We start from the raw sequence: 18,760 nt of genomic DNA on the forward strand, positions 1-18,760 counted from the left end.
CTCGATCGCATGGAATTCTTCGTCTACGAAACCGGCGAGAACATCAAGGCCAGCTTGCGTCCGATTGTGATGATCACCTCGAACAACGAGAAGGAACTGCCGGACGCGTTCCTGCGCCGCTGCTTCTTCCACTACATCAAGTTCCCCGACGCCGACACCATGCAGCGGATCGTCGACGTGCACTTCCCCGGCATCAAGAAGCGCCTGGTGGAAGAAGCCTTGCGGATCTTCTTCGAGGTGCGCGAAGTGCCCGGCCTGAAGAAGAAGCCCTCGACCTCCGAGCTGCTGGACTGGCTCAAGCTGCTGTTGAACGAGGAGATGACGCCGGAAATGCTGCGGGAGCGCGACCCGCGCAAGCTGATCCCGCCGCTGCACGGCGCGCTGCTCAAGAACGAGCAGGACGTGCATCTGTTCGAGCGGCTGGCGTTTCTGAGCCGGCGCGAGGTCTAGGAACCTCAACGTCGTCCCCGCCTGGTGCGCAATTGCGCACGAGGCGGGGACGACGGCGGAGGGTGCGTTCACCATGAGCATTGTTACTACTGCCTGGGCGGTCCGATGAGCGCGCGGAATTCTCCAGAGCGTGCGGCCCTCGACACCGGCCTGCGCGGCGCGGTCGAGCGCAAGGACGTGCCGGGCGTGGTCGCGCTGGTCACCGATCGAGAGCGCGTGCTGTACCGGAACGCGTTCGGCGTGGCGGATGTCGCGACCGGGCGCACGCTGACGGCAGACGCGCTGTTTCGCATCGCCTCGATGACCAAGCCGGTCACGTCGGTGGCGTTGATGCAACTCGTCGAGCAGGGGCGCCTCGACCTCGATGACGCGGCCGAAAAATACCTGCCCGAGCTTGCGGACCTGAAGGTTGTGGAGTCGTTCGACGCCGCGACCGGCGCCTGCACGCTTCGCCCGGCATTGCGACCGGCGACGGTGAGGCATTTCCTGACGCACACGTCGGGCCTGGCCTATCCGTTCACCAGCGCGACCTGGCGCGACTTCAGGCCGCGCGCCGGCGACGTCTATCCGTTCGGCGGCCCGCTGCTGTTCGATCCCGGCGAGCGCTGGCACTACAGCACCGGCACCGACGTCGTAGGCAGGTTGGTCGAGGTAGTTTCCGGGCAGTTGCTTGAGGATTATTTCCGCCAGCACGTCTTTGCCCCGCTCAAGATGGACGACACGTTTTACAACGTGCCGGAGGCGAAGGGGCCGCGGCTGGTCGCGCAACATTGGCGCAGCGGCGAGCGCATGGACGGCGCCATCGAATTGCAGAGGCCGCAGCCCGGTCTCACCATCGCTTCCCCGATCGGCGGCGGGGGCCTCGCCTCGACCGCCGAGGACTACGGCCGTTTTCTGCGCATGCTGCTGAACGGCGGCGCGCTCGACGGGATGCGCGTGCTCGACGCCGGGACAGTGGCGCTGATGGGCCAGAACCACATCGGTACGCTCTCGGTCCCCGCGCTGAAATGCGTGCTGCCGCGCAGCGCCGACTTCACCTTCATTGCCGATGGCCGCGACAAATGGGGGCTGGGCTTCCTCATCACCACCGACCAGGTGCCGGGCAAGCGCTCACCCGGCAGCCTGAGCTGGGGCGGCATCAACAACACCTATTTCTGGATCGATCCAGCCAGCGGCATCGCCGGCGTGATCATGATGCAGTATTTGCCGTTCGCCGACGCCAGGGCGCTGGCCGTCCACGACGCATTCGAGCGCGGCGCCTATCAGCTCGTGAATGCCGAGCGGTAGGCGTTCTCAGCCTTCCGGCCGAATCTGGTAGCGTTCGGCGATCGCCGACAATTGGGCCCAGGTCGTGTCGTCGATCTCGATGCCATCGGCGATGCGCCTGGCCCGGGCCATTCGCTCGGGTTCACCGGCGACCAGAACCGGCAGGTCCGGGTCGGCGGGCTCGGCCGACTTGACCCAGGCGATCATGGCGTCGATCTCGGCCAACATGCTGTCACGCGCCGAAAGCCTGGCGGGGTCGATGACGATGCTCAGCATGCCGTTGATGATGCCGCGCTCGGGCGGCGTGGCCGTGGTGACACTGGCGGAGCCAACGATGGCCCCGGCCAGCAGTTCGCACACCAGCGCGAGGCCGGAGCCCTTGTGCTCGCCGAACGGCAGCACCACGCCGCGGGGCTCGCTGTACATCACCGAGGGATCGGTCGTGGCCTTGCCCGCATGATCGAGCAACGCGCCGTCGAGCATCGACTTGCCGGCATTGTGCGCCACCCTCACCTTTCCCAGCGCCACGCGGCTGGTGGCGAAATCGAGCAGGATCGGCTCGTTGTTGGCCGTACCCGGGATGGCGATACACACCGGGTTGGTCAGGAACCTGCCTTCCCGGCCCCGGAACGGCGCAACCGGTGGCGGACCCGAAGCGACATTGACGAAATGCAGCGCCACCATTCCGGCGCGGGCCGCGATCTCGCCATAGGCGCCGACGCGACCGATGTGGTGCGCATTGCGCAAACCGTTCACCGCCACGCCGTGCTTCCGCGCGCCCTCGATCGCCCATTCCACCGCCCGGCGGGCGATCACCTGGCCGTAGCCGGCGCGTGCATCCCATACCGAAATGGTGCCGGTGTCCGACACGATCTCGGGCGTCTGGTTGGCCTTCAACGTGCCGTTCTCCAGGTCGCGCACATAGGCGACCAGCATCCCGACCCCGTGGCTGTCGTGGCCGCGCAGGTTGGCCTCGACCAGATGATCCGCGACAATCGCCGCCTCGGCCGGCGAACTGCCCCCGACGGCGACCATGCGGTTGGCGAACGCCAGCAGCCTGACGTGGTCGATAATCATGTGTCGCTCCATTCCGCGGCGCGTCGCGCACGCACAGTCATCTTCGATATTCGCGCGTGGCCCGCCACAGCCGCGAGGCTCCGTCATCGCGACATGCGCTAGCCGATCGAACCCAGCATCGCCGCCTCCGGCGCGGCCTTGCCGCGGATCATGTCGGAGGCCTTGTCGGCGATCATCAGGGTCGAGGCGTTGAGGTTGGCAGAGATCATCCGCGGCATGATCGACGCATCGACCACGCGCAGGCCCTGCAGCCCGTGGACGCGGAGCTGGTCGTCGACCACGGCCCATTTGGCGTCGGCCGGGCCCATCCGGCAGGTGCAGCCGGGGTGGAAGGTGGTGGTGCCGCGCTCGGTCGCCGCCGCCAGAAACTCGTCGTCGCTCTGCACCTTGGGGCCGGGATAATCCTCATAGGCGTAATACGGCGCCAGCGGCGCGGACGACAACAGCCGCCGCGCCAGCTTCATGCCGGCGACCACGGTGCGGCGGTCCAGTTCCTCGACCAGGTAATTGGTCTGGATGATCGGCGGCGCAAAGGGATCGGCCGAGCGGGCGCGGACATAGCCGCGGCTTTCCGGCCGCTGCTGCCACGAAGCCACGGTCATGCCGGGCTCGTCCTCGAGCTGGCCCTGCACGCCCTCCTTGTAGCTCGCCGGCGTGAAGGTGAGCTGCAGGTCGGAGCTTTCCGTGCTCTCGCCGGAATGCCAGAAGCAGTAGACCATGGTCGGCGACAGCGACAGCAGGCCGCGCCGCGTCGTCGCCCATTTCAGCGCCTCCACCCAAAGGCTGATGCCGCGCCTGAGTTCGTTGATGGTCTTGATGTTCTTGACGCGGGCGACCGAACGCGGCGCGTAATGGTCCTGCAGGCCCTCGCCGACGCCCGGCAATGCGTGCCGCACCTCGATGCCGAGCGAGCCCAGCAATTCCGGCGAGCCGACGCCGGACAATTGCAGCAGTTGCGGCGAATTGTAGGTACCGCCGGCGAGAATGACTTCCTTTGCCGCCCGCACTTCCACCGGCGTGCCACCCTTGCCGCCCTTGATGTAGCGCACGCCGACCGCGCGCTTGCCTTCGAATATGATGTTGGTGGCATGGGCGTGGGTGCGGACATGGACGTTCGGCCGCTTCATCGCCGGGCGCAGGAACGCGGTCGCGGCGCTGACGCGCAGGCCGTTCTGGATGGTGCGCTGGGCGTAGGAGACGCCCTCCTGGATCCCGCCGTTATAATCAGGGTTCTTGGGAATGCCGAGGCTCACCGCGCCGGCCATGAAGGCCTCGCAGAGCGGGTCGCGCCAGTCCATGGTGGTGACGGTGAGCGCGCCGTCGCGGCCGCGAAATTCGTCGTCGCCCTCGCCGACCCGCCGCTCCAGCCGCTTGAAATAGGGCAGCACGTCAGGATAGCCCCAGCCGCGATTGCCGAGCTGCGCCCAGGTATCGAAATCCTGGCGCTGGCCGCGGTTGTAGATGTGGCCGTTGATCGAGGACGAGCCGCCGAGCGTCTTGCCGCGCGGCGCGTAGATGCTGCGGCCGCCGGTCCAGGGCCCCGGCTCCTGCTGGTAGGCCCAGTTGATGCTCTTCATGTGGAAGGTCTTGATGAAACCCGCCGGCAAATGGATGTAGGGATGCCAGTCGCTCGGCCCCGCCTCCAGCACGCAGATGCTGGTGCCGGCATCTTCGCTGAGCCGGTTGGCGAGCACGCTGCCGGCGGAGCCCGCGCCGATAATCACGTAATCGAACGTTTCCATCTGATCTTTTCCGGCGCGGAGCGACCGCTACCGCGCCTTCTCGTTGAGTTGGTAGGCGAGGTGCACCTTCGCCGTCGGCCATTCGCTGGCGATGATGCTGTAGACCACGGTGTCGCGCAACGTGCCGTTGGGCGCAATCTGGTGGTTGCGCAGGATGCCGTCCTGCTTGGCGCCGAGCCGTTCGATGCCGCGCCGGCTTTGCTGGTTGAAGAAATGCGTGCGGAACTCTACCGCAATGCAATCGAGCTGCTCGAAGGCATGGCCCAGCAGCAGCAATTTGCACTGGGTGTTGAGCGCGCTGCGCTGCACCCGCTTGGCGTACCAAGTCGAGCCGATCTCGACCCGCCGGTTGGCGGCGTCGACATTCATGTAGGTCGACATGCCCGCGATCCTGCCGTCGGCATCGAACACGGTGAAGGGCAGCATCGCCCCCGACGCCTGCAGGCCGAGCCGGCGATCGATCTCCTTGCGCATGTCCTCGGCCTTCGGGATGAAGGTGTACCAGAGCTTCCACAGCTCACCGTCCCGCACCGCCTCGGTCAGCCCGTCGAGGTGATCCAGCGAAAGAGGCTTCAGCTGCGCATGCGCGCCGCTGAGGGTAACCGGTTCAAGCCATGGCATATGGTGTTACTCCGCTTTTCACATCGTCATTCCGGGGCGATGCGTAGCATCGAACCCGGAATCTCGGGATTCCGGGTCTGGTCCTTCGGACCATCCCGGAATGAGATTGCAAATCCGCAATCGTCACTTATTCAAGAAGTTCAGCGCCAGCCCAGGCCGGGCCCAGTCCATCGCGATCAGTTCGCCCTTGCGGGACAGCGTGATGTAGGCGGTCTTCAGTTCGGGTCCGCCGAAGGCGATGTTGGTGGTGACGCGGTCGCCGGTCGGGACCTGCTCGACCAGGGTGCCGTCGGGCGCGATCACCGAGATGCAGCCCGAGACCAGCGTGGCGACGCAGACATTGCCATTGGCCTCGACCGCCAGCGAGTCGAACATCTGGTAACCGCCGAGACCGCAGATCGGCTTGCCGCGCTCGCCGCGATAGATCACGTCGCGCGGCTTCAGCATGCCAGGCTCGGAAATCTCGTACGCCCACAGCCGGGCCGTCGGCGTCTCCGCCATGTAGACGGTGTTCTCGTCCGGCGACAGGCCGATGCCATTGGCCGGCAGCACGCCGTGCACCACCTCGACGATCTCCTTCATGTCGGGCTTGAGGTAATACATGCCGCCGACATCCATCTCGCGGGCGCGGCGCTTGCCGAGGTCGGAGAACCACAGGCCGCCATGCCTGTCGAACACGAGGTCGTTCGGCCCGCGCAAATCATGCTCGCCGCACCTGGAAACCACCGTCTCGACCTTGCCGCTTTGCAGATCGACCCGCTGGATCGATCCCCCCAGATAATCGTCGGGCTGCGGGCCCGGCATGATCATGTTTTTGGTCGGAATCCAGCTGAAGCCGCCATTGTTGCAGATGTACATCTTGCCGTCGGGCCCGAGGGCTGCGCCGTTGGGGCCGCCCGGAATCTCCGCGACCACTTCCTTGCGGCCATCGGGCCAGACCCGGGTCATCCGGCGACCGCGGATTTCGACCAGCACCACCGAACCGTCAGGCATCACCACCGGCCCCTCGGGAAACTCCAGACCGGTGGCGAGAACGCGAATATTGGACAAAGGAATCCCCCCGCTTCTTGTGGCTGCAGGCGGACTCTGGCTCATTCCGCACGCGCAACGATTTCGTTGCGCCATGTTATGGCAAAGTCGATATCGCTTGCCAAGCAACGTCGGACGCAGGGCAGACGCGCTCCCGACATGGCAGCCCCTCTCCCGCGCTTGCGAGGGAGGTATCGGAGGCCAACGGCCGCTGTTCTGTCGCCATCGCCAGTCCGTCCTCGTCGTTGTGGAGACCGCTCGGAAAGGCGGGCGCGGTTTTCCGGCGTCTGATCTATGCTCGGCCTGTCCCACTCATTTTCAAACAAGGGTCGCGCCATGCTGATCACCGAGGTCCGCGCTCACCACATCCGCATTCCCTATGACGCGGGGGTGGCCAGCTTCAAACAGGGCGCCTCGGCCATCGCGGCGCTCGATATCGTTGTCGTCGAGGTCTCGACCGATGTCGGCCTCACCGGCTGGGGCGACGCTTTCAGCTATGTCTGCCCGAAGACGACCTGCGCCGCCATCGACGAGATGATCGCGCCGCAGGCGCGGGGCCTGGAGGTGCCCGATGCCGCGGGCATTCCCGCTTTCATGGAGAACATCCAGCGCAATCTGCATCTGTTCGGCCGCTACGGCATCACCATGTTTGCGATCTCCGGGCTCGACATCGCGCTATGGGATCTGACCGCCAGGGTGCAGGGCGTGCCGTTGCATCGGCTGATCGGCCAGACCAAGAGGACGCGCATTCCCGCTTACGCCAGCCTGCTGCGGATCGGCACGCCGGAACTGGTGGCGGACGAATGCCGGACGGCACGGTCGCAGGGCTACGGCGCGATCAAGCTGCACGAGACCACCACGCCGGCGGTGTTTGCAGCACGGCAGGCGATCGGCGCCGGCATTCCGCTGATGGTCGACCTGAACTGCCCGATGGACGGCGTGGCTGCGATCAGCTTCGCGCAGGCGTGCCGCGAGGCCGCGCCGATGTTTCTGGAGGAACCGGTCTGGCCGCCGGAGGACTTTGCCACCCTGGCGGAGGTTCGGTCGAAAGGCGGCTTGAACGTCGCGGCGGGAGAAAATGCCTGCACGGTCCATCAATTCAGGCAAATGATGACCGCCGGCGCCGTGAGCCACGCCCAGCCCTCGGTCACCAAGGTCGGGGGCATCACCGAGTATCTGAAGGTTGCCACGCTGGCCGACGAACAGGGCGTCAGGCTCGCGCCACATTCCCCTTATTTCGGACCTGGCCTGCTGGCGACGTTGCAGCTGATGTCGCTTCGCGACGACGGCACGTTCGTCGAAGTGTTTTACATGAAGCGCGCCGCCTGCCTGTGGCGCGGCCGCATCGATGTCGATGCCGGCGGCTGCATCGCGGTGCCGGAGGGACCCGGGCTCGGCTACGAACCTGACAGGGAGGTGATGGAGCGTTACCGCGCCGCGTGAGCGGCCGACCGGCGCTCAATCTACTTCGCGCCCTCCTTCGCCGCCGGCGCATCGGTTTTCTTCTTCGCGTCATCGGCCGGCTTCTTCTGCGCCGCCTGCAGTTCGTCGACGGTCTTCTGCAAGCCGGCGACCGCGCTCTTCAGGCCGTCGATCTGGCGGTTGGCGGCATCGATCTTCTGCCGATGCTCGCCGCCGAGCCTGGCGATCGTCGTCATCAGGAAATTGACATTGCTTTGCAGGCAGCTGGTGCGCCGCTCCATGGTCTTTTCGGCGGTGCAGATCTCGATGCCGGGAACATCCTGGGCGAAGGCAGACGTGAGCAGAAAGGGCGCCAGAACCACCGACGCGACGAGAACAATCCGGCCCATCATTGAATCCTCATTGAAGGCTGATGTCGGGGTCAACTTGTCGGGAGGGTGACGCCAGCCGCCGACGATACCATATGGATACCTCATTCGGGCGTTGAGGTTGCCCCGAACATCCCGCCAGCAGCAATGACGGCGCCCGAGCGGCGCGGAACCGGAACGGAACCGCGGCCGGCGCGTCTTCACTGAAGGAGAAACATGCAATGGCAACACGCGAACGACGGCTGGCCGAGTTCAACGGCAACGGCGAACCGCCGCCGGATCAGCCGGTTCAGGTGCTCTGCGAGGACCACAGCGGCACCTATCAGCTGCCGTTTGCCTGCCGCTTCGTCGATGGCGCCTGGCGCAACAATGATTCGGGCGGCGCCGTCGAGGCCACCGTGGTCGGCTGGCGACTTCCAGCCGCCGGGCTTCGCGCCCGGTGAGCCCTGGTCTCTGTGCCACAATGCAACGGCAAGCGATCGAATCTTAAGCTTTGGAACGCGGTGGGAACGAATCGCGCCCGAATCAGCGGTTCGGGCCTGTACTCTCTTGTTCCCGGCTAGATATCGGCTGGAATGTAATGCGGCGCACCACATACAGCACGGCCACAATCGGCCGCAGCCAGCGGCCGAGCACAAAGGTTAATTCCTCCGGGGATGACATGGCGGCTACTCGTACAAATACCCGACCGGCTTGCCTTCGGTACGCAGCGGACGGATGTCCTTCCGCGTAATGATCTCACCAGCCAGGCCGTCGATTTCGTCACGCTGCGTCGGCGTCCAGCTGCGAAGATTCTCCATGCCTTTCAGCAGGCCAAGCCGGAGGATTTGGGTATTCTCGCCGATCCCTGTGAGCGCGATCGTGCTCTTTCCCGCGGTGACCGTATCGCCGGTCGCGAGCTCGAAATTCTCGCCCGCGCTGTTGCTGAATTCGGCCGTGCCGCGAATGACGCGGTAGATGACCACTTCGCCCTTGTCGAGAAAGGCGGTGTCCGCGGTTGCCGACGTGCTCTTCGGCAACAGCGACTGGCCACGCGGGTCGGTCGCGATGATGTGTCCGGTCGTCAGCCGGCCGCTTGGAATCTCGATCCCGATATCGCGCACATAAACAGGCCCGGCGGATTTCACGGGGCTGCCCGCCGGCAACGGCTTGTAGAGCGCTTCCAGCTCCAGCGGATCCTGCAGCCAGAAAGAGGCGCCGGACGGGCGGTCATGCAGCGGATGGCTCCACGCCACACGCGGTGTTTCCGCCTCGTTGATCTGATCCGGACCCACCACCGTCGGGTTGGGGAAGGTCGTGGGATCGGTAATGAAGCCTTCGAGGAACTTGCCGGAATAGCCCATGGAAATCGGATCCGGCACCACCGTCTGCGCCGTCTTCAGGTTCTCTTCCGTGGACAACCCCGCCCAGGTGTAAACCAGCTGGCGATGCACGATCGCGCTCTGCAGGATCACCGCACCGGGACCGACATAGTAAACCCGGCCATCGTAATCGAAGGTGAACACCCCCGACGTGACCAGCACGAGCTGGTAGCCGCCCGGCGGCAGGTGAAGATGGAAATCGGTCGGGCCGGTATCGGGCAGGTAGATCGGCAGGTTCGTCGAAACCTCGTGGAGGAGGAAGGTTTCGTTGTTGGCATGAAAGCCTTCGTTGGCGCGATTGTAGAGCGCCTGCGGCCGATACGTCGCCTCGTGCGTTGCATCGCGGTCGCGATCGATCGCCACGAAATTCCTGGTGTTCAGGCGGAGCGGATCGCCGCCCGGGCGGGTAAGGCCGGACGCTCCGGAATCGATCGCGGCATGCACGTTCATGACACCCTCCAATCTGAATATTTCATTGAGATCGCGAGATCGCGATAACCAAAGTCGCGCGGATCGCCTCGCGTGAATGCCGTGCCGCCGGGATTGACGCGGGAAGGTTGGCTGACGACAGCGTGCTGATTCACGAATGCGCGACCAATAATTTGGCAGGGCTGGATCGCCTTGCTGAGCTTCATGGCGCTATGCGAAAATCGCGCCAGCCGCGCTGCACCGCGGCGAATGTCGCGTCCGTTCACCGCGAGAGCGCGGAAGCCACTGGCATTCAATCCGAAATTCGGGTGGAGCGATTCGCAACGCCGCATCCGCGGCAATCCCGTGCCCGGTGCAAATCCATCCCGCATGGCCGCATGTTGAGCAAATCGTGCCTCGCAACAGCGCCCTTCAAACGGGCAAACGAGACCGTGGACTGCCTAATATTCGACCTCGAGTTCCTCGATGTCGGCAGGCTCGGCCTTCGCCGCCTCGATCCATTCCTGCATCTCGGGCAGCGCCATGATCATGTCGGCATAGGCTTTCAGCCTCGGCTCCAGCTTCACGTCATAGGTCATGAAGCGGGTCACGACCGGCGCATACATCGCATCCGCCATGCATCGCTCGCCGAACAGGAACGGCCCGCCGGACTCGGCGAGGCATTCGCGCCAGATCGTGCAGACCCGATCGATATCCGATTGCGCGCGCGACCAGATCTTGAAGCCGGGAAAATGGCCCTTCAGGTTGACCGGCAGCGACGCGCGCAGGGTGGTAAAACCCGAATGGATCTCACCGCAAATCGAGCGGCAGCGCGCCCGTAAAATGCGGTCCTCCGGCAAAAGCCCGGCCTCCGGCCTGATCTCGTTAAGATACTCGGCGATCGCCAGCGTATCCCACACGATGGCGCCGTCGTGGCGCAGGCACGGCACCAGGATCGATGACGACAGCAGCAGGATTTCCGCCCGCGCCGACGCATCGTCGGGCGCGGTGACGATTTCGTCGAACTCCAGCCCGGAAAACTTCGTCAGCAGCCAGCCGCGCAGCGACCACGACGAATAATTCTTGCTGCTGATGGTAAGTGTCGCTTTCACCATATGGCTTTTCCCTCGAGCTGGAACGTCCGGCAAGGCCATGCGAGCCCGCTTTGCCCGGCCGATCCCGCCGCAAAGTGCCCCCGTGCCCCAAGTTCAATCAGCAAGCGACGTGCCAGTTTGCGCGGGCTGTTTGACTCCGCTCTGGCTTCGATATTGCATGGCAATATCGACGGGGGCGGATCCGGATGAAGTCGATGATGTATCAAGCCTATCAGAACCACATGGACCTCACGGCGCCATGGCGGAGCGGGGCCGCTTCGGCGCTGAGATATCTCAATCTCGTGCCGCAGGGCGTCTCCGACAAGCTGTTCGGGCGCCTCGCCGCCGCCCTCGAACTGATCTCGCGCACCTCGCTGACCTATACCCGCCCGGCTTACGGCATCGACAGGGTGATGGTCGGCAACCAGGCGCTGGAGGTGACGGAGGAAGTCCTCTACGCGACGCCGTTCGGTTCGCTGCTGCATTTCAAGAAGGAAAATTCGCCGGAGCAGCCGCGCATGCTGCTGGTGGCGCCGATGTCCGGCCACTTCGCCACGCTCTTGCGCGGCACCGTGAAGACCCTGCTGCAGGACCACGACGTCTACATCACCGACTGGCACAATCCCCGCGACATTCCGCTCGAGCACGGCAAGTTCGGCCTCGACGAATACACCGAGCACCTCATCACCTTCCTCGCTCAACTCGGTCCGCGCGCGCACATGGTGGCGATCTGCCAGCCATCGGTGTCGGCGCTGGCGGCCGCGGCCATCATGTCGGAGGACAATCACCCCGCGCGCCCGGCGACGCTGACATTGATGGCAGGCCCCATCGACACCCGAATCCTGCCGACCAAGGTCAACGAATTCGCCAAGAGCAAGCCGATCACATGGTTCAAGGAGAACCTGATCAACTACGTGCCGATCCAGTGCAAGGGCGCGTTCCGGCAGGTCTATCCGGGCTTCGTGCAGCTCACCGCCTTCGTCTCGATGAACCTGGAGCGCCATATCAAGTCGCATATCGATCTCGCCCAGCATCTGGCCAAGGGCGAAAAGGAGAAGGCGGAAGTCATCAAGACCTTCTACGACGAATATTTCGCGGTGATGGACCTGCCGGCGGAATTCTACATCGAGACGGTGCGCGACGTGTTTCAGGAGCATCTGCTGCCGCAGGGCAAGATGACCTACAAGGGCCGGCCGGTGAACCCCGCCTCGATCAAGCGCATGGGCCTGATGACGGTGGAAGGCGAAAAGGACGACATCTGCTCGATCGGCCAGACGCTGGCGGCGCAGGACCTCTGCACCGGCGTGCGGGCCTATCGCAAGGTGCACCACATGCAGGCCGGCGTCGGCCATTACGGCGTGTTCTCCGGCCGCCGCTGGAACAACGAGATCTACCCGCTGCTGAGGGATTTCGTGCACGTCAATTCGTGAGCCCATCATTCCGGGGCGCGCGTGAAACGCGCGAACCCGGAATCTCGCCGACCGAATCGCCCTCCGTAGCACGGACCGTCCGGATGACGAGGAAAGGCGCTACGTCGTCGTTCGAAACCGCGACAGATAATGCAGGCCGATCACCGCCACCAGGAAAGTGAACCACATCGGATCGGCGCGATCGAGAAAGAAGCTCTCCATCGATGCGATGTAGATTCCGAACAGCCAGATCTGCAGGAACATGTTGGCCAGCGGCGTCGGCGTGCCCTGCGCCGCCGCGCGCTGATAATTCCTGAGCGGAAGGATCACCAGAATGGTCACCACCAGCAACATGCCGGGGATGCCGAGCGCCAGCGCGGAATCCAGATATCCGTTATGGCTGTGCGAGGCGATCAATACCCAGCTGTCGATCGCCTCCCCGGTGTCGATATCGCGCACATAGTCGCTGCCCCAGAACGCGAAGTAGCCATAGCCGAACAACGGCTTCTGGGCGATCGATGCAAAGGCGAAGCGCCAGACATCGGCGCGTCCGGTGAAGCTGGCGTCGAACGGCAGCGACCTGGCGATCGACGCCAGCGTCGGATTGACGACGGCTCCGATGCTCATGAGATTGAGCACGACCAGCGGCGCATAGCACAGCACCGCCCGAACCCGGGACGACCTTGCCGCCGAGACCATCGCGCTCAGCACGAGCACGACCAGGCAGAGCGCGGTCGCGCTCTTGCCTCCGGCGAAGAACAGAAAAACCACCGCAAGCACCGTGATCAGCGGCCCGGCCAGGACAGCGCCCGACCGCATTAGATAGATCCCGACGAAGATCATCATCGCCATCACGGCGGACGCGGTGTTCTTGTGATCGAAGACGCCGCGCCAATCCCCGGCCAGATGATATTCCCAGACATCGGTGGGCTGGTGAATCGCCAGATGCGGCGTCATCATCACGCCGAGATAGCAGACCGCCAGAAACGTCAGCACGGCGACGCCGAGCCACCTGTTCAACTCGCGCGCGGTCGACGGCAGCAGCAGCAGCGTTGCGGCGACCACGAACACGCAGGCAGTCAGCACAAATCGCTGCGTCGACGCCATGGAGTCGCGCGACATCGCGAGGTTGATGCACATCCAGCAGCCGAACAGGATATAGGGCGCCGACACGAACGAACCGAGCGCTTCCGCGTGCCGGTGCATCACCAGCGCCAGCGACAGCACCGCGAGAAACCCGAACAAGGCATAGGTCAGGCCGCGGCCGGTGGCGGCATCGCCGATCGTCGGGTTGCCGAGATCGGCGAAAGGCTGCAGCGAGATCCAGACCAGCAGAAGCACTGACATGAACAGCGCGCCGCGCAACACCTGCACGACCGGAATGCGGCCGACATGGAGCGCGATCGGCGTCGCGGCCCGGAGGCTCGACAGCCCGTTCACGGCACGACTCGCTGGCCGTCGGTGGCTTCCATCACAACAACTCGTCCTGATCGGTGCGGCGCAGGGAACGACTGGAACAATGCGCCCATGCGCGTGACCAAATTATAGAGCGCCGGCCGCGCCGGCGTCGCAATATTCCGAAAGTCGGTTAACCGGTTCGCCCTTTAACCTTTACGGACCGGCGGCGCCGTGCTGGACCGGATATTGCAATCCTTGCCGCACGACCCGAATTCCCTGACGAAGCGTGTGGTGCGAATGGCGATACAGTCGAATTTCCGCGGCAATTTCACCGCGCGCGGGGCGAAGCCCGCTGGACCTCGTCGTTTCGGCACACCTCCACTGTCCGGGCTGTCCGATTTTGCGACGCGCCCTGACAGGCGCCGCGCATTGCATGTCAGCGGGAGGCGGTAGTGGTGGCCGCAGCGAACGAAACCGAAGCCGGCCACAAGAGTTCGATGAAGTACCGCGCCGACATCGACGGCCTGCGGGCGCTCGCCGTCGTTCCGGTGCTGCTCTATCACGCCGGCATCCCCGGCTTTCCCGGCGGCTTCGTCGGCGTCGACATCTTCTTCGTGATATCGGGATATCTGATCTGCGGCATGATCGATGCGGACATCCGCAACCGGATGTTCTCGCTCGGCGACTTCTACAAGCGCCGGGTGCTGCGCATCCTGCCCGCGCTGTTCGTGATGTTCCTGGTCACCAGCGTCTTCGCCTATCTCTACTTCCTGCCGGTCGAACTCGAGGATTATGCCAGGAGCCTCGCCAGCGCCGTCGGCTCCGTCTCCAACATCTATTTCGCGGGCACCGCGGGATACTTCGATGCCCCCGCCGAAACCAAGCCGCTGCTGCATACGTGGTCGCTCGGCGTGGAGGAGCAGTTCTACTTCATCGTTCCGCTCCTGATGCTGCTGGTCTGGCGCGCCGCGCCGAAGCACGCGAGATCGCTGTTCGCCGTCGCGGCGGCGCTGTCGTTTGCGGCGGCGATCGCGGTCAGCTATCGCAACACCACCTTCGTGTTCTATCTGGCCCCGTTCCGCGCATGGGAACTGGCGCTCGGCGCGCTGCTGGCGATCAGATTCTTTCCCGCGCCGCAATCCGAATTCTGGAAGAATGCCTGCGGCGCGGTCGGGATGCTGCTGATGCTCGGCGCCATCTTCCTAGGTTCGCCCTCTTCGCTGCTGCTGATGATTTCGCTCGCCAGCATCGGCGCCACGCTGGTGATCGCTTCCAGCGAAACCGGGGCCTCGGCGGTCGGCAGGCTGCTGTCGCTGCGGCCCGTCGTCTTCATCGGCCTGATCTCCTATTCGCTCTATCTGTGGCACTGGCCGCTGATCGTGTTCCAGCGCACCGACCAGTTGCTGCTGCCGGATTCATCCGGCATCGCGGCCAAACTGGCGCTGGTGGCGCTCTCGGTCGGCACCGCTTTCCTGTCGTGGAAATTCGTCGAGATGCCGTTTCGCAACGCCAGGTCGGCATCGAAGGGCATGGTTTTCGGCGCCGCCTCGATGGCGACGGCGTCCGCCGTGGCGCTTTGCGGCCTGGTGCTGTTCGTCAACGGCGCCCCGTTCCGCTTTCCCGAGCGTGTCGTCGCGATCGCATCCTATCTCGCCTACGATCCCTCCCCGGCGTTCCGCTCCGGCAAGTGCTATCTCGCGACCAACCGCCAGCAACTGGATATCGAAACCTGCATGAAGCCGGACCCGCAGCGGCCCAATTACCTGCTGGTCGGAGACAGCCACGCCGCGCATCTGTGGTCGGGCCTGTCTGCCGCCATGCCGGCCGTCAACATCCTGCAGGCCACCGCCAGCGCCTGCCGCCCGGCGGCAACGCCGGTCTCGCGGCTGGAGACGCGCGCCTGTCCGAGGCTGATGCAGTATGTCTTCGGCGACTTCCTCGCCAACAACAAGGTCGACAAGATCCTGCTCGCGGCGTCGTGGAAGGACGAGGATATCCCGGCTTTGTCCGAAACGGTCGAGGCCCTGACATCGAGGGGATTCGAGGTCGTCGTGCTCGGGCCGATCGTCGAATATGACAGTCCGCTGCCGCGGCTGCTGGCCGACGAGATCCTGCGCAACAGCCCTTCGATCGCCAGCCGCACCCGCACCGCCGGCATCCGCGAGCGCGACCGCGAATTGAGCCGGATCGCCGCGGCCAGGGGCGCCGGCTATCTCTCCGTCTACGACGCGGTCTGCCGCGATGGTCAATGTGACGAATTCGCCGAAGGCGACGTTCCCATGCAGTTCGATGCCGGCCACCTCACCGCACAGGGCTCGGCGTTGGTGGGACGGCGGCTTTCGACCGGCCTGACCGGAAAACTGGCGAGGGCCGACCATGTCATACGCTGACCGTGCCCGTGCGCTGCGGACGCTTCTCGGCGCCACGATGGTCGCCGCGATGCTGGCCCTTGGCGGCGCAGGCCCGGCTGATGCGGAGCCGAAGGCTGCACGCATGCCCGCGAAATTCGCCGGCGCCTTCGTCCACTGGGGGGCCGAGGGCCGCGAACGCACGCTGCAGGCCTGGGAAAAATGGCTGAACCACAAGCCGTCCTCGGTGCTCGGCGTCGACTTTTACGCCCAGTACACCTGGGAGGATTATTCCAAGCTGAGCTGGGTGCCGGCCATCTGGAACAAGCTCAACCCCGACCGCAACGTGGTGTGGTCGATGCCGTTGACGGTGAAGGGCACGCCGCTCGCCGATGTGGCCAATGGCCTGCACGACGCCGCATTCGAGGCCGCCGCCAGGGCGATTGCCGAGAACCAGCCGAACGCCATCATCCGGCTCGGCTGGGAAATGAATCTGGTCGACTCGCCCTGGTTCGCCAAGGGCCAGGAGGCGGACTACATCGCCGCGTTCCGGCGCGTGGTCGGAATCTTCCGGCGCTACTCGGACGGCTTCAAATATGATTGGTGCCCGGGATGGGGGCTGCAGGAACTGGCCGCCGACCTCGCCTATCCCGGCGACGATGTGGTCGATTACATCGGCCTCGACGTCTACGATTTCAAATATGAGGGGTCGCCGCAGGAGCGATGGGAAACCCATTATCTGAAAGCGCCGTTCGGCCTTGAGTGGCAGCGCGACTTCGCCGCCCGGCGCGGCAAGCTCATGAGTTACCCGGAATGGGGCGTCGGCCAGTTCGGCGACAATCCCTACTTCATCCAGAAGATGCGCGACTGGTTACTCCAGAACAAGGACCAGATCGCCTATGCCGCCTACTTCGACGTCGACGGGCAATGGCCGACGCAGATCGACAACAACCAGTTTCCGCAATCGCAGAAGCTTTTCCGCAAGCTGTTCGGGCGCTGATCCGGTACAGGCAAGGGCCTGATCCGGGATACGGGCAAGGGCCTGATTGCGACAAAGGGACTTCAAGTGAACAATTTCCGGCTGGTTATCAGGAGCGCGGCCTGGCTCTCGATTTTGCTCGTCCTGCTGGCTACCCTCGTTCCGATCGGATTGCGGCCGGCCACCGGACTGCCGCCGAACATCGAACGGTTTTTCGTGATGGCGGCGGTCGGCGCGCTGTTTGCCGCCGCCTACCCCCGGCGATTCTGGCTGATCGTGCTGACGCTGTCGCTGACGGCGGCAATGGTCGAGCCGCTGCAGTCCCTCGCCGCCGGCCGCCATCCGAGTTTCCGCGACGTCGAGTTCAAGGCGCTGGGTGCCGCGGTCGGCGCCGTCTTCGGCTACGCGGCCGTCTCGGTGACCGATTTGATCGCTTCAATTCATCCCCGCGAGCCGACGTAATGTCCGCTCAGGCCGCGCGCAGCGATGAGAAATCTGCCGCGCGCTGCCGGCGCTTCAAGAAGCGGCGGAACCTACTTCCGCTCGGACGACCAGGGGAAATTCACATACTGGTCGCGCGTGTCATAGCAGATGTTGCCATACATTCTGAGATACGAAACCCGGCGACTCGCGTCGTCATAGACACTGGCGGGATCGGCCAGATCGGCCTGGTATTGGTCGATATTCGCAATGGTAAGTGCGCTCGGAAGAATATCCATGGCCTGAGGAATACTTTTGCCCTCGAGCCAATCAGCGGCATGCTGCCCCATGGCGTAGCCGAACACCGGAGAAGCGAGGCTGATACTGATCTTGTAAGGCGTACCACCTTTCTTGATCTCCGCGACGGCCTCCGGCTCGCCGTCGATCCCGCCCAGAAACTGATCGGGCCGCGCTTTGCCGGCCGAACGCAGCGCCGCGAGGGCGCCGAGCACGACGGTATCGGCGCCCAGCACCACATCGACATCGGGATGGGCGAGCAGGACGGTGCGCATGGTCGCGAAGCCGCCGTCCTTATTGACTGGATTTGGCGAGATGTCGGCGACGATGGTGACCCCGGGGATGTCCTTCAGGGCATCGCGGAGCGCAACGAAACGCGGCGTGAGAAACTCGATGCTGTCCTGGGTCAAAAGCACAACCTTGGCCTTGCCGCCCAGCCGTCCCTTGATGTAGGCGGCCGTGGCGTCGCCCAGAACCTTTCCGGTCAGGTATTGCGGAGCGTTGAGCAGCGAGGTCGCCGGCGGAGGCACGACCGTGCCAACGTATGCCCCGGTCCAGATGACCTGCTGCAGGCCCCGGGCCAGGGCGGCAGGATTCACCGGCGAAGCAACCACACCGCCGACTTTCAACGCCGAGAGGTTTCTGACCTGCTCAAGTTGCCGGGCGTCATCATTGTCCGCCAGGATCCGACGGTATTCGAGGCCGCGCTTGCGGGCAGCCAGCGCCAGTCCGTAATCGACGCCCTGCATGAATTCGCGCTGATTGTCCTGCGCAAACGTCAGGACTTTCTCCAAACCGGGCGGTGGCGTGCATCGAGGCGTAGCGGCATCAAATGGCGCAAAAACCCTGGGAGTCGTGATCCCAGCCGGTCCGTCTTGCGCGATCGAGCCGGCGGCGCTGTTTGCAAGCAGGATGACCGCCCACGAGACGGCAAGACGGATTGAACGCAGGTGGCGAATGTGCCTGGCGTTCGCAAAGCCAATGGCTGGCGGATGTCCGTCGACCCCGGCACGGCGATATGGCGTCATTCTAAGAGCCTCACTCACTGGTCAGTCCACTTTGATACATCTG

18 protein-coding genes are annotated in these 18,760 nt (G+C 64.5%); 8 read left to right on the forward strand and 10 right to left on the reverse strand.

Annotated features, from left to right (window positions below; all coding sequences use genetic code 11):
- Positions 1 to 450, forward strand: a 450-nt coding sequence (locus Q8R73_RS21860) for an AAA family ATPase (RefSeq protein WP_371126150.1), incomplete at its 5' end; no start/stop codon positions are given.
- A 105-nt stretch (positions 451 to 555) separates the two neighbouring features.
- Complete coding sequence (locus Q8R73_RS21865; RefSeq protein WP_305721630.1) at positions 556 to 1,737, forward strand: serine hydrolase; 1,182 nt, start codon at positions 556 to 558, stop codon at positions 1,735 to 1,737.
- A 6-nt stretch (positions 1,738 to 1,743) separates the two neighbouring features.
- Here the strand turns inward: Q8R73_RS21865 and Q8R73_RS21870 are convergent, their stop codons facing one another.
- The 4 genes from Q8R73_RS21870 to Q8R73_RS21885 form a co-directional block, all read right to left on the reverse strand.
- Complete coding sequence (locus Q8R73_RS21870; protein ID WP_305721631.1) at positions 1,744 to 2,793, reverse strand: malate/lactate/ureidoglycolate dehydrogenase; 1,050 nt, start codon at positions 2,791 to 2,793, stop codon at positions 1,744 to 1,746.
- Positions 2,794 to 2,891: 98 nt separating this feature from the next.
- Entirely contained in the window at positions 2,892 to 4,535 is a 1,644-nt protein-coding gene (locus tag Q8R73_RS21875; protein ID WP_305721632.1) for a GMC family oxidoreductase, read from the reverse strand.
- Positions 4,536 to 4,562: 27 nt separating this feature from the next.
- Positions 4,563 to 5,156 carry a GNAT family N-acetyltransferase gene (locus tag Q8R73_RS21880; protein ID WP_305721633.1) on the reverse strand — a complete coding sequence of 198 codons (594 nt, stop codon included), beginning with the start codon at positions 5,154 to 5,156 and terminating at the stop codon, positions 4,563 to 4,565.
- Positions 5,157 to 5,279: 123 nt separating this feature from the next.
- Positions 5,280 to 6,206, reverse strand: coding sequence for an SMP-30/gluconolactonase/LRE family protein (locus Q8R73_RS21885; RefSeq protein ID WP_305721634.1), 927 nt, complete (start codon positions 6,204 to 6,206; stop codon positions 5,280 to 5,282).
- A gap of 315 nt (positions 6,207 to 6,521) precedes the next feature.
- Here Q8R73_RS21885 and Q8R73_RS21890 point away from each other — a divergent pair, with 315 nt between their 5' ends.
- Positions 6,522 to 7,628 (forward strand): mandelate racemase/muconate lactonizing enzyme family protein, encoded by a 1,107-nt coding sequence (locus Q8R73_RS21890; protein WP_305721635.1) that lies wholly within the window; start codon positions 6,522 to 6,524, stop codon positions 7,626 to 7,628.
- Between the two features lie 20 nt (positions 7,629 to 7,648).
- Here the strand turns inward: Q8R73_RS21890 and Q8R73_RS21895 are convergent, their stop codons facing one another.
- Positions 7,649 to 7,996: a hypothetical protein gene (locus tag Q8R73_RS21895; protein WP_371126152.1), complete on the reverse strand. Its 348-nt coding sequence runs from the start codon at positions 7,994 to 7,996 to the stop codon at positions 7,649 to 7,651.
- Positions 7,997 to 8,196: 200 nt separating this feature from the next.
- On the opposite strand from Q8R73_RS21895, the gene Q8R73_RS21900 reads away from it, so the two are divergent.
- Positions 8,197 to 8,418 (forward strand): hypothetical protein, encoded by a 222-nt coding sequence (locus tag Q8R73_RS21900; RefSeq protein WP_305721637.1) that lies wholly within the window; start codon positions 8,197 to 8,199, stop codon positions 8,416 to 8,418.
- A 225-nt stretch (positions 8,419 to 8,643) separates the two neighbouring features.
- Here the strand turns inward: Q8R73_RS21900 and Q8R73_RS21905 are convergent, their stop codons facing one another.
- The 3 genes from Q8R73_RS21905 to Q8R73_RS21915 form a co-directional block, all read right to left on the reverse strand.
- On the reverse strand, positions 8,644 to 9,786 hold the full coding sequence (locus Q8R73_RS21905) for a hypothetical protein (protein ID WP_305721638.1): 1,143 nt from the start codon (positions 9,784 to 9,786) through the stop codon (positions 8,644 to 8,646).
- Positions 9,783 to 10,097 carry a hypothetical protein gene (locus Q8R73_RS21910; protein ID WP_305721639.1) on the reverse strand — a complete coding sequence of 105 codons (315 nt, stop codon included), beginning with the start codon at positions 10,095 to 10,097 and terminating at the stop codon, positions 9,783 to 9,785. The genes Q8R73_RS21905 and Q8R73_RS21910 overlap by 4 nt, the downstream gene beginning before the upstream one ends.
- Positions 10,098 to 10,205: 108 nt before the next feature.
- Complete coding sequence (locus tag Q8R73_RS21915; RefSeq protein ID WP_305721640.1) at positions 10,206 to 10,859, reverse strand: glutathione S-transferase family protein; 654 nt, start codon at positions 10,857 to 10,859, stop codon at positions 10,206 to 10,208.
- A gap of 185 nt (positions 10,860 to 11,044) precedes the next feature.
- On the opposite strand from Q8R73_RS21915, the gene Q8R73_RS21920 reads away from it, so the two are divergent.
- Positions 11,045 to 12,268 carry a polyhydroxyalkanoate depolymerase gene (locus Q8R73_RS21920; protein WP_305721641.1) on the forward strand — a complete coding sequence of 408 codons (1,224 nt, stop codon included), beginning with the start codon at positions 11,045 to 11,047 and terminating at the stop codon, positions 12,266 to 12,268.
- A gap of 99 nt (positions 12,269 to 12,367) precedes the next feature.
- Here the strand turns inward: Q8R73_RS21920 and Q8R73_RS21925 are convergent, their stop codons facing one another.
- Complete coding sequence (locus Q8R73_RS21925) at positions 12,368 to 13,687, reverse strand: O-antigen ligase (protein WP_305721642.1); 1,320 nt, start codon at positions 13,685 to 13,687, stop codon at positions 12,368 to 12,370.
- A 413-nt stretch (positions 13,688 to 14,100) separates the two neighbouring features.
- Here Q8R73_RS21925 and Q8R73_RS21930 point away from each other — a divergent pair, with 413 nt between their 5' ends.
- The 3 genes from Q8R73_RS21930 (at position 14,101) to Q8R73_RS21940 (ending at position 17,434) form a co-directional block, all read left to right on the forward strand.
- Positions 14,101 to 16,035 carry an acyltransferase family protein gene (locus Q8R73_RS21930; protein WP_305721643.1) on the forward strand — a complete coding sequence of 645 codons (1,935 nt, stop codon included), beginning with the start codon at positions 14,101 to 14,103 and terminating at the stop codon, positions 16,033 to 16,035.
- Positions 16,022 to 16,993, forward strand: coding sequence for a glycoside hydrolase family 26 protein (locus Q8R73_RS21935; protein ID WP_305721644.1), 972 nt, complete (start codon positions 16,022 to 16,024; stop codon positions 16,991 to 16,993). Before Q8R73_RS21930 ends, Q8R73_RS21935 begins: the two co-directional genes overlap by 14 nt.
- Before the next feature lie 66 nt (positions 16,994 to 17,059).
- Positions 17,060 to 17,434, forward strand: coding sequence for a VanZ family protein (locus Q8R73_RS21940; protein WP_305721645.1), 375 nt, complete (start codon positions 17,060 to 17,062; stop codon positions 17,432 to 17,434).
- A 71-nt stretch (positions 17,435 to 17,505) separates the two neighbouring features.
- Here Q8R73_RS21940 and Q8R73_RS21945 read toward each other — a convergent pair whose 3' ends face one another.
- Positions 17,506 to 18,717: a sugar ABC transporter substrate-binding protein gene (locus Q8R73_RS21945; protein ID WP_305721646.1), complete on the reverse strand. Its 1,212-nt coding sequence runs from the start codon at positions 18,715 to 18,717 to the stop codon at positions 17,506 to 17,508.
- Positions 18,718 to 18,760 lie beyond the last annotated feature (43 nt).

Origin of the sequence: Bradyrhizobium sp., from assembly GCF_030697065.1 — a bacterium.
Taxonomy (GTDB): Bacteria; Pseudomonadota; Alphaproteobacteria; order Rhizobiales; family Xanthobacteraceae; genus Bradyrhizobium.

Coding starts and splice junctions, on each gene's coding strand:
- Q8R73_RS21915 (WP_305721640.1), bottom strand. CDS start 10,859: ATGGTGAAAGCGACACTTACCATCAGCAGCAAGAATTATTCGTCGTGG.
- Q8R73_RS21890 (WP_305721635.1), top strand. CDS start 6,522: ATGCTGATCACCGAGGTCCGCGCTCACCACATCCGCATTCCCTATGAC.
- Q8R73_RS21910 (WP_305721639.1), bottom strand. CDS start 10,097: ATGCGGCGTTGCGAATCGCTCCACCCGAATTTCGGATTGAATGCCAGT.
- Q8R73_RS21880 (WP_305721633.1), bottom strand. CDS start 5,156: ATGCCATGGCTTGAACCGGTTACCCTCAGCGGCGCGCATGCGCAGCTG.
- Q8R73_RS21865 (WP_305721630.1), top strand. CDS start 556: ATGAGCGCGCGGAATTCTCCAGAGCGTGCGGCCCTCGACACCGGCCTG.
- Q8R73_RS21935 (WP_305721644.1), top strand. CDS start 16,022: ATGTCATACGCTGACCGTGCCCGTGCGCTGCGGACGCTTCTCGGCGCC.
- Q8R73_RS21875 (WP_305721632.1), bottom strand. CDS start 4,535: ATGGAAACGTTCGATTACGTGATTATCGGCGCGGGCTCCGCCGGCAGC.
- Q8R73_RS21945 (WP_305721646.1), bottom strand. CDS start 18,717: ATGACGCCATATCGCCGTGCCGGGGTCGACGGACATCCGCCAGCCATT.
- Q8R73_RS21895 (WP_371126152.1), bottom strand. CDS start 7,996: ATGGGCCGGATTGTTCTCGTCGCGTCGGTGGTTCTGGCGCCCTTTCTG.
- Q8R73_RS21920 (WP_305721641.1), top strand. CDS start 11,045: ATGAAGTCGATGATGTATCAAGCCTATCAGAACCACATGGACCTCACG.
- Q8R73_RS21870 (WP_305721631.1), bottom strand. CDS start 2,793: ATGATTATCGACCACGTCAGGCTGCTGGCGTTCGCCAACCGCATGGTC.
- Q8R73_RS21905 (WP_305721638.1), bottom strand. CDS start 9,786: ATGAACGTGCATGCCGCGATCGATTCCGGAGCGTCCGGCCTTACCCGC.
- Q8R73_RS21900 (WP_305721637.1), top strand. CDS start 8,197: ATGGCAACACGCGAACGACGGCTGGCCGAGTTCAACGGCAACGGCGAA.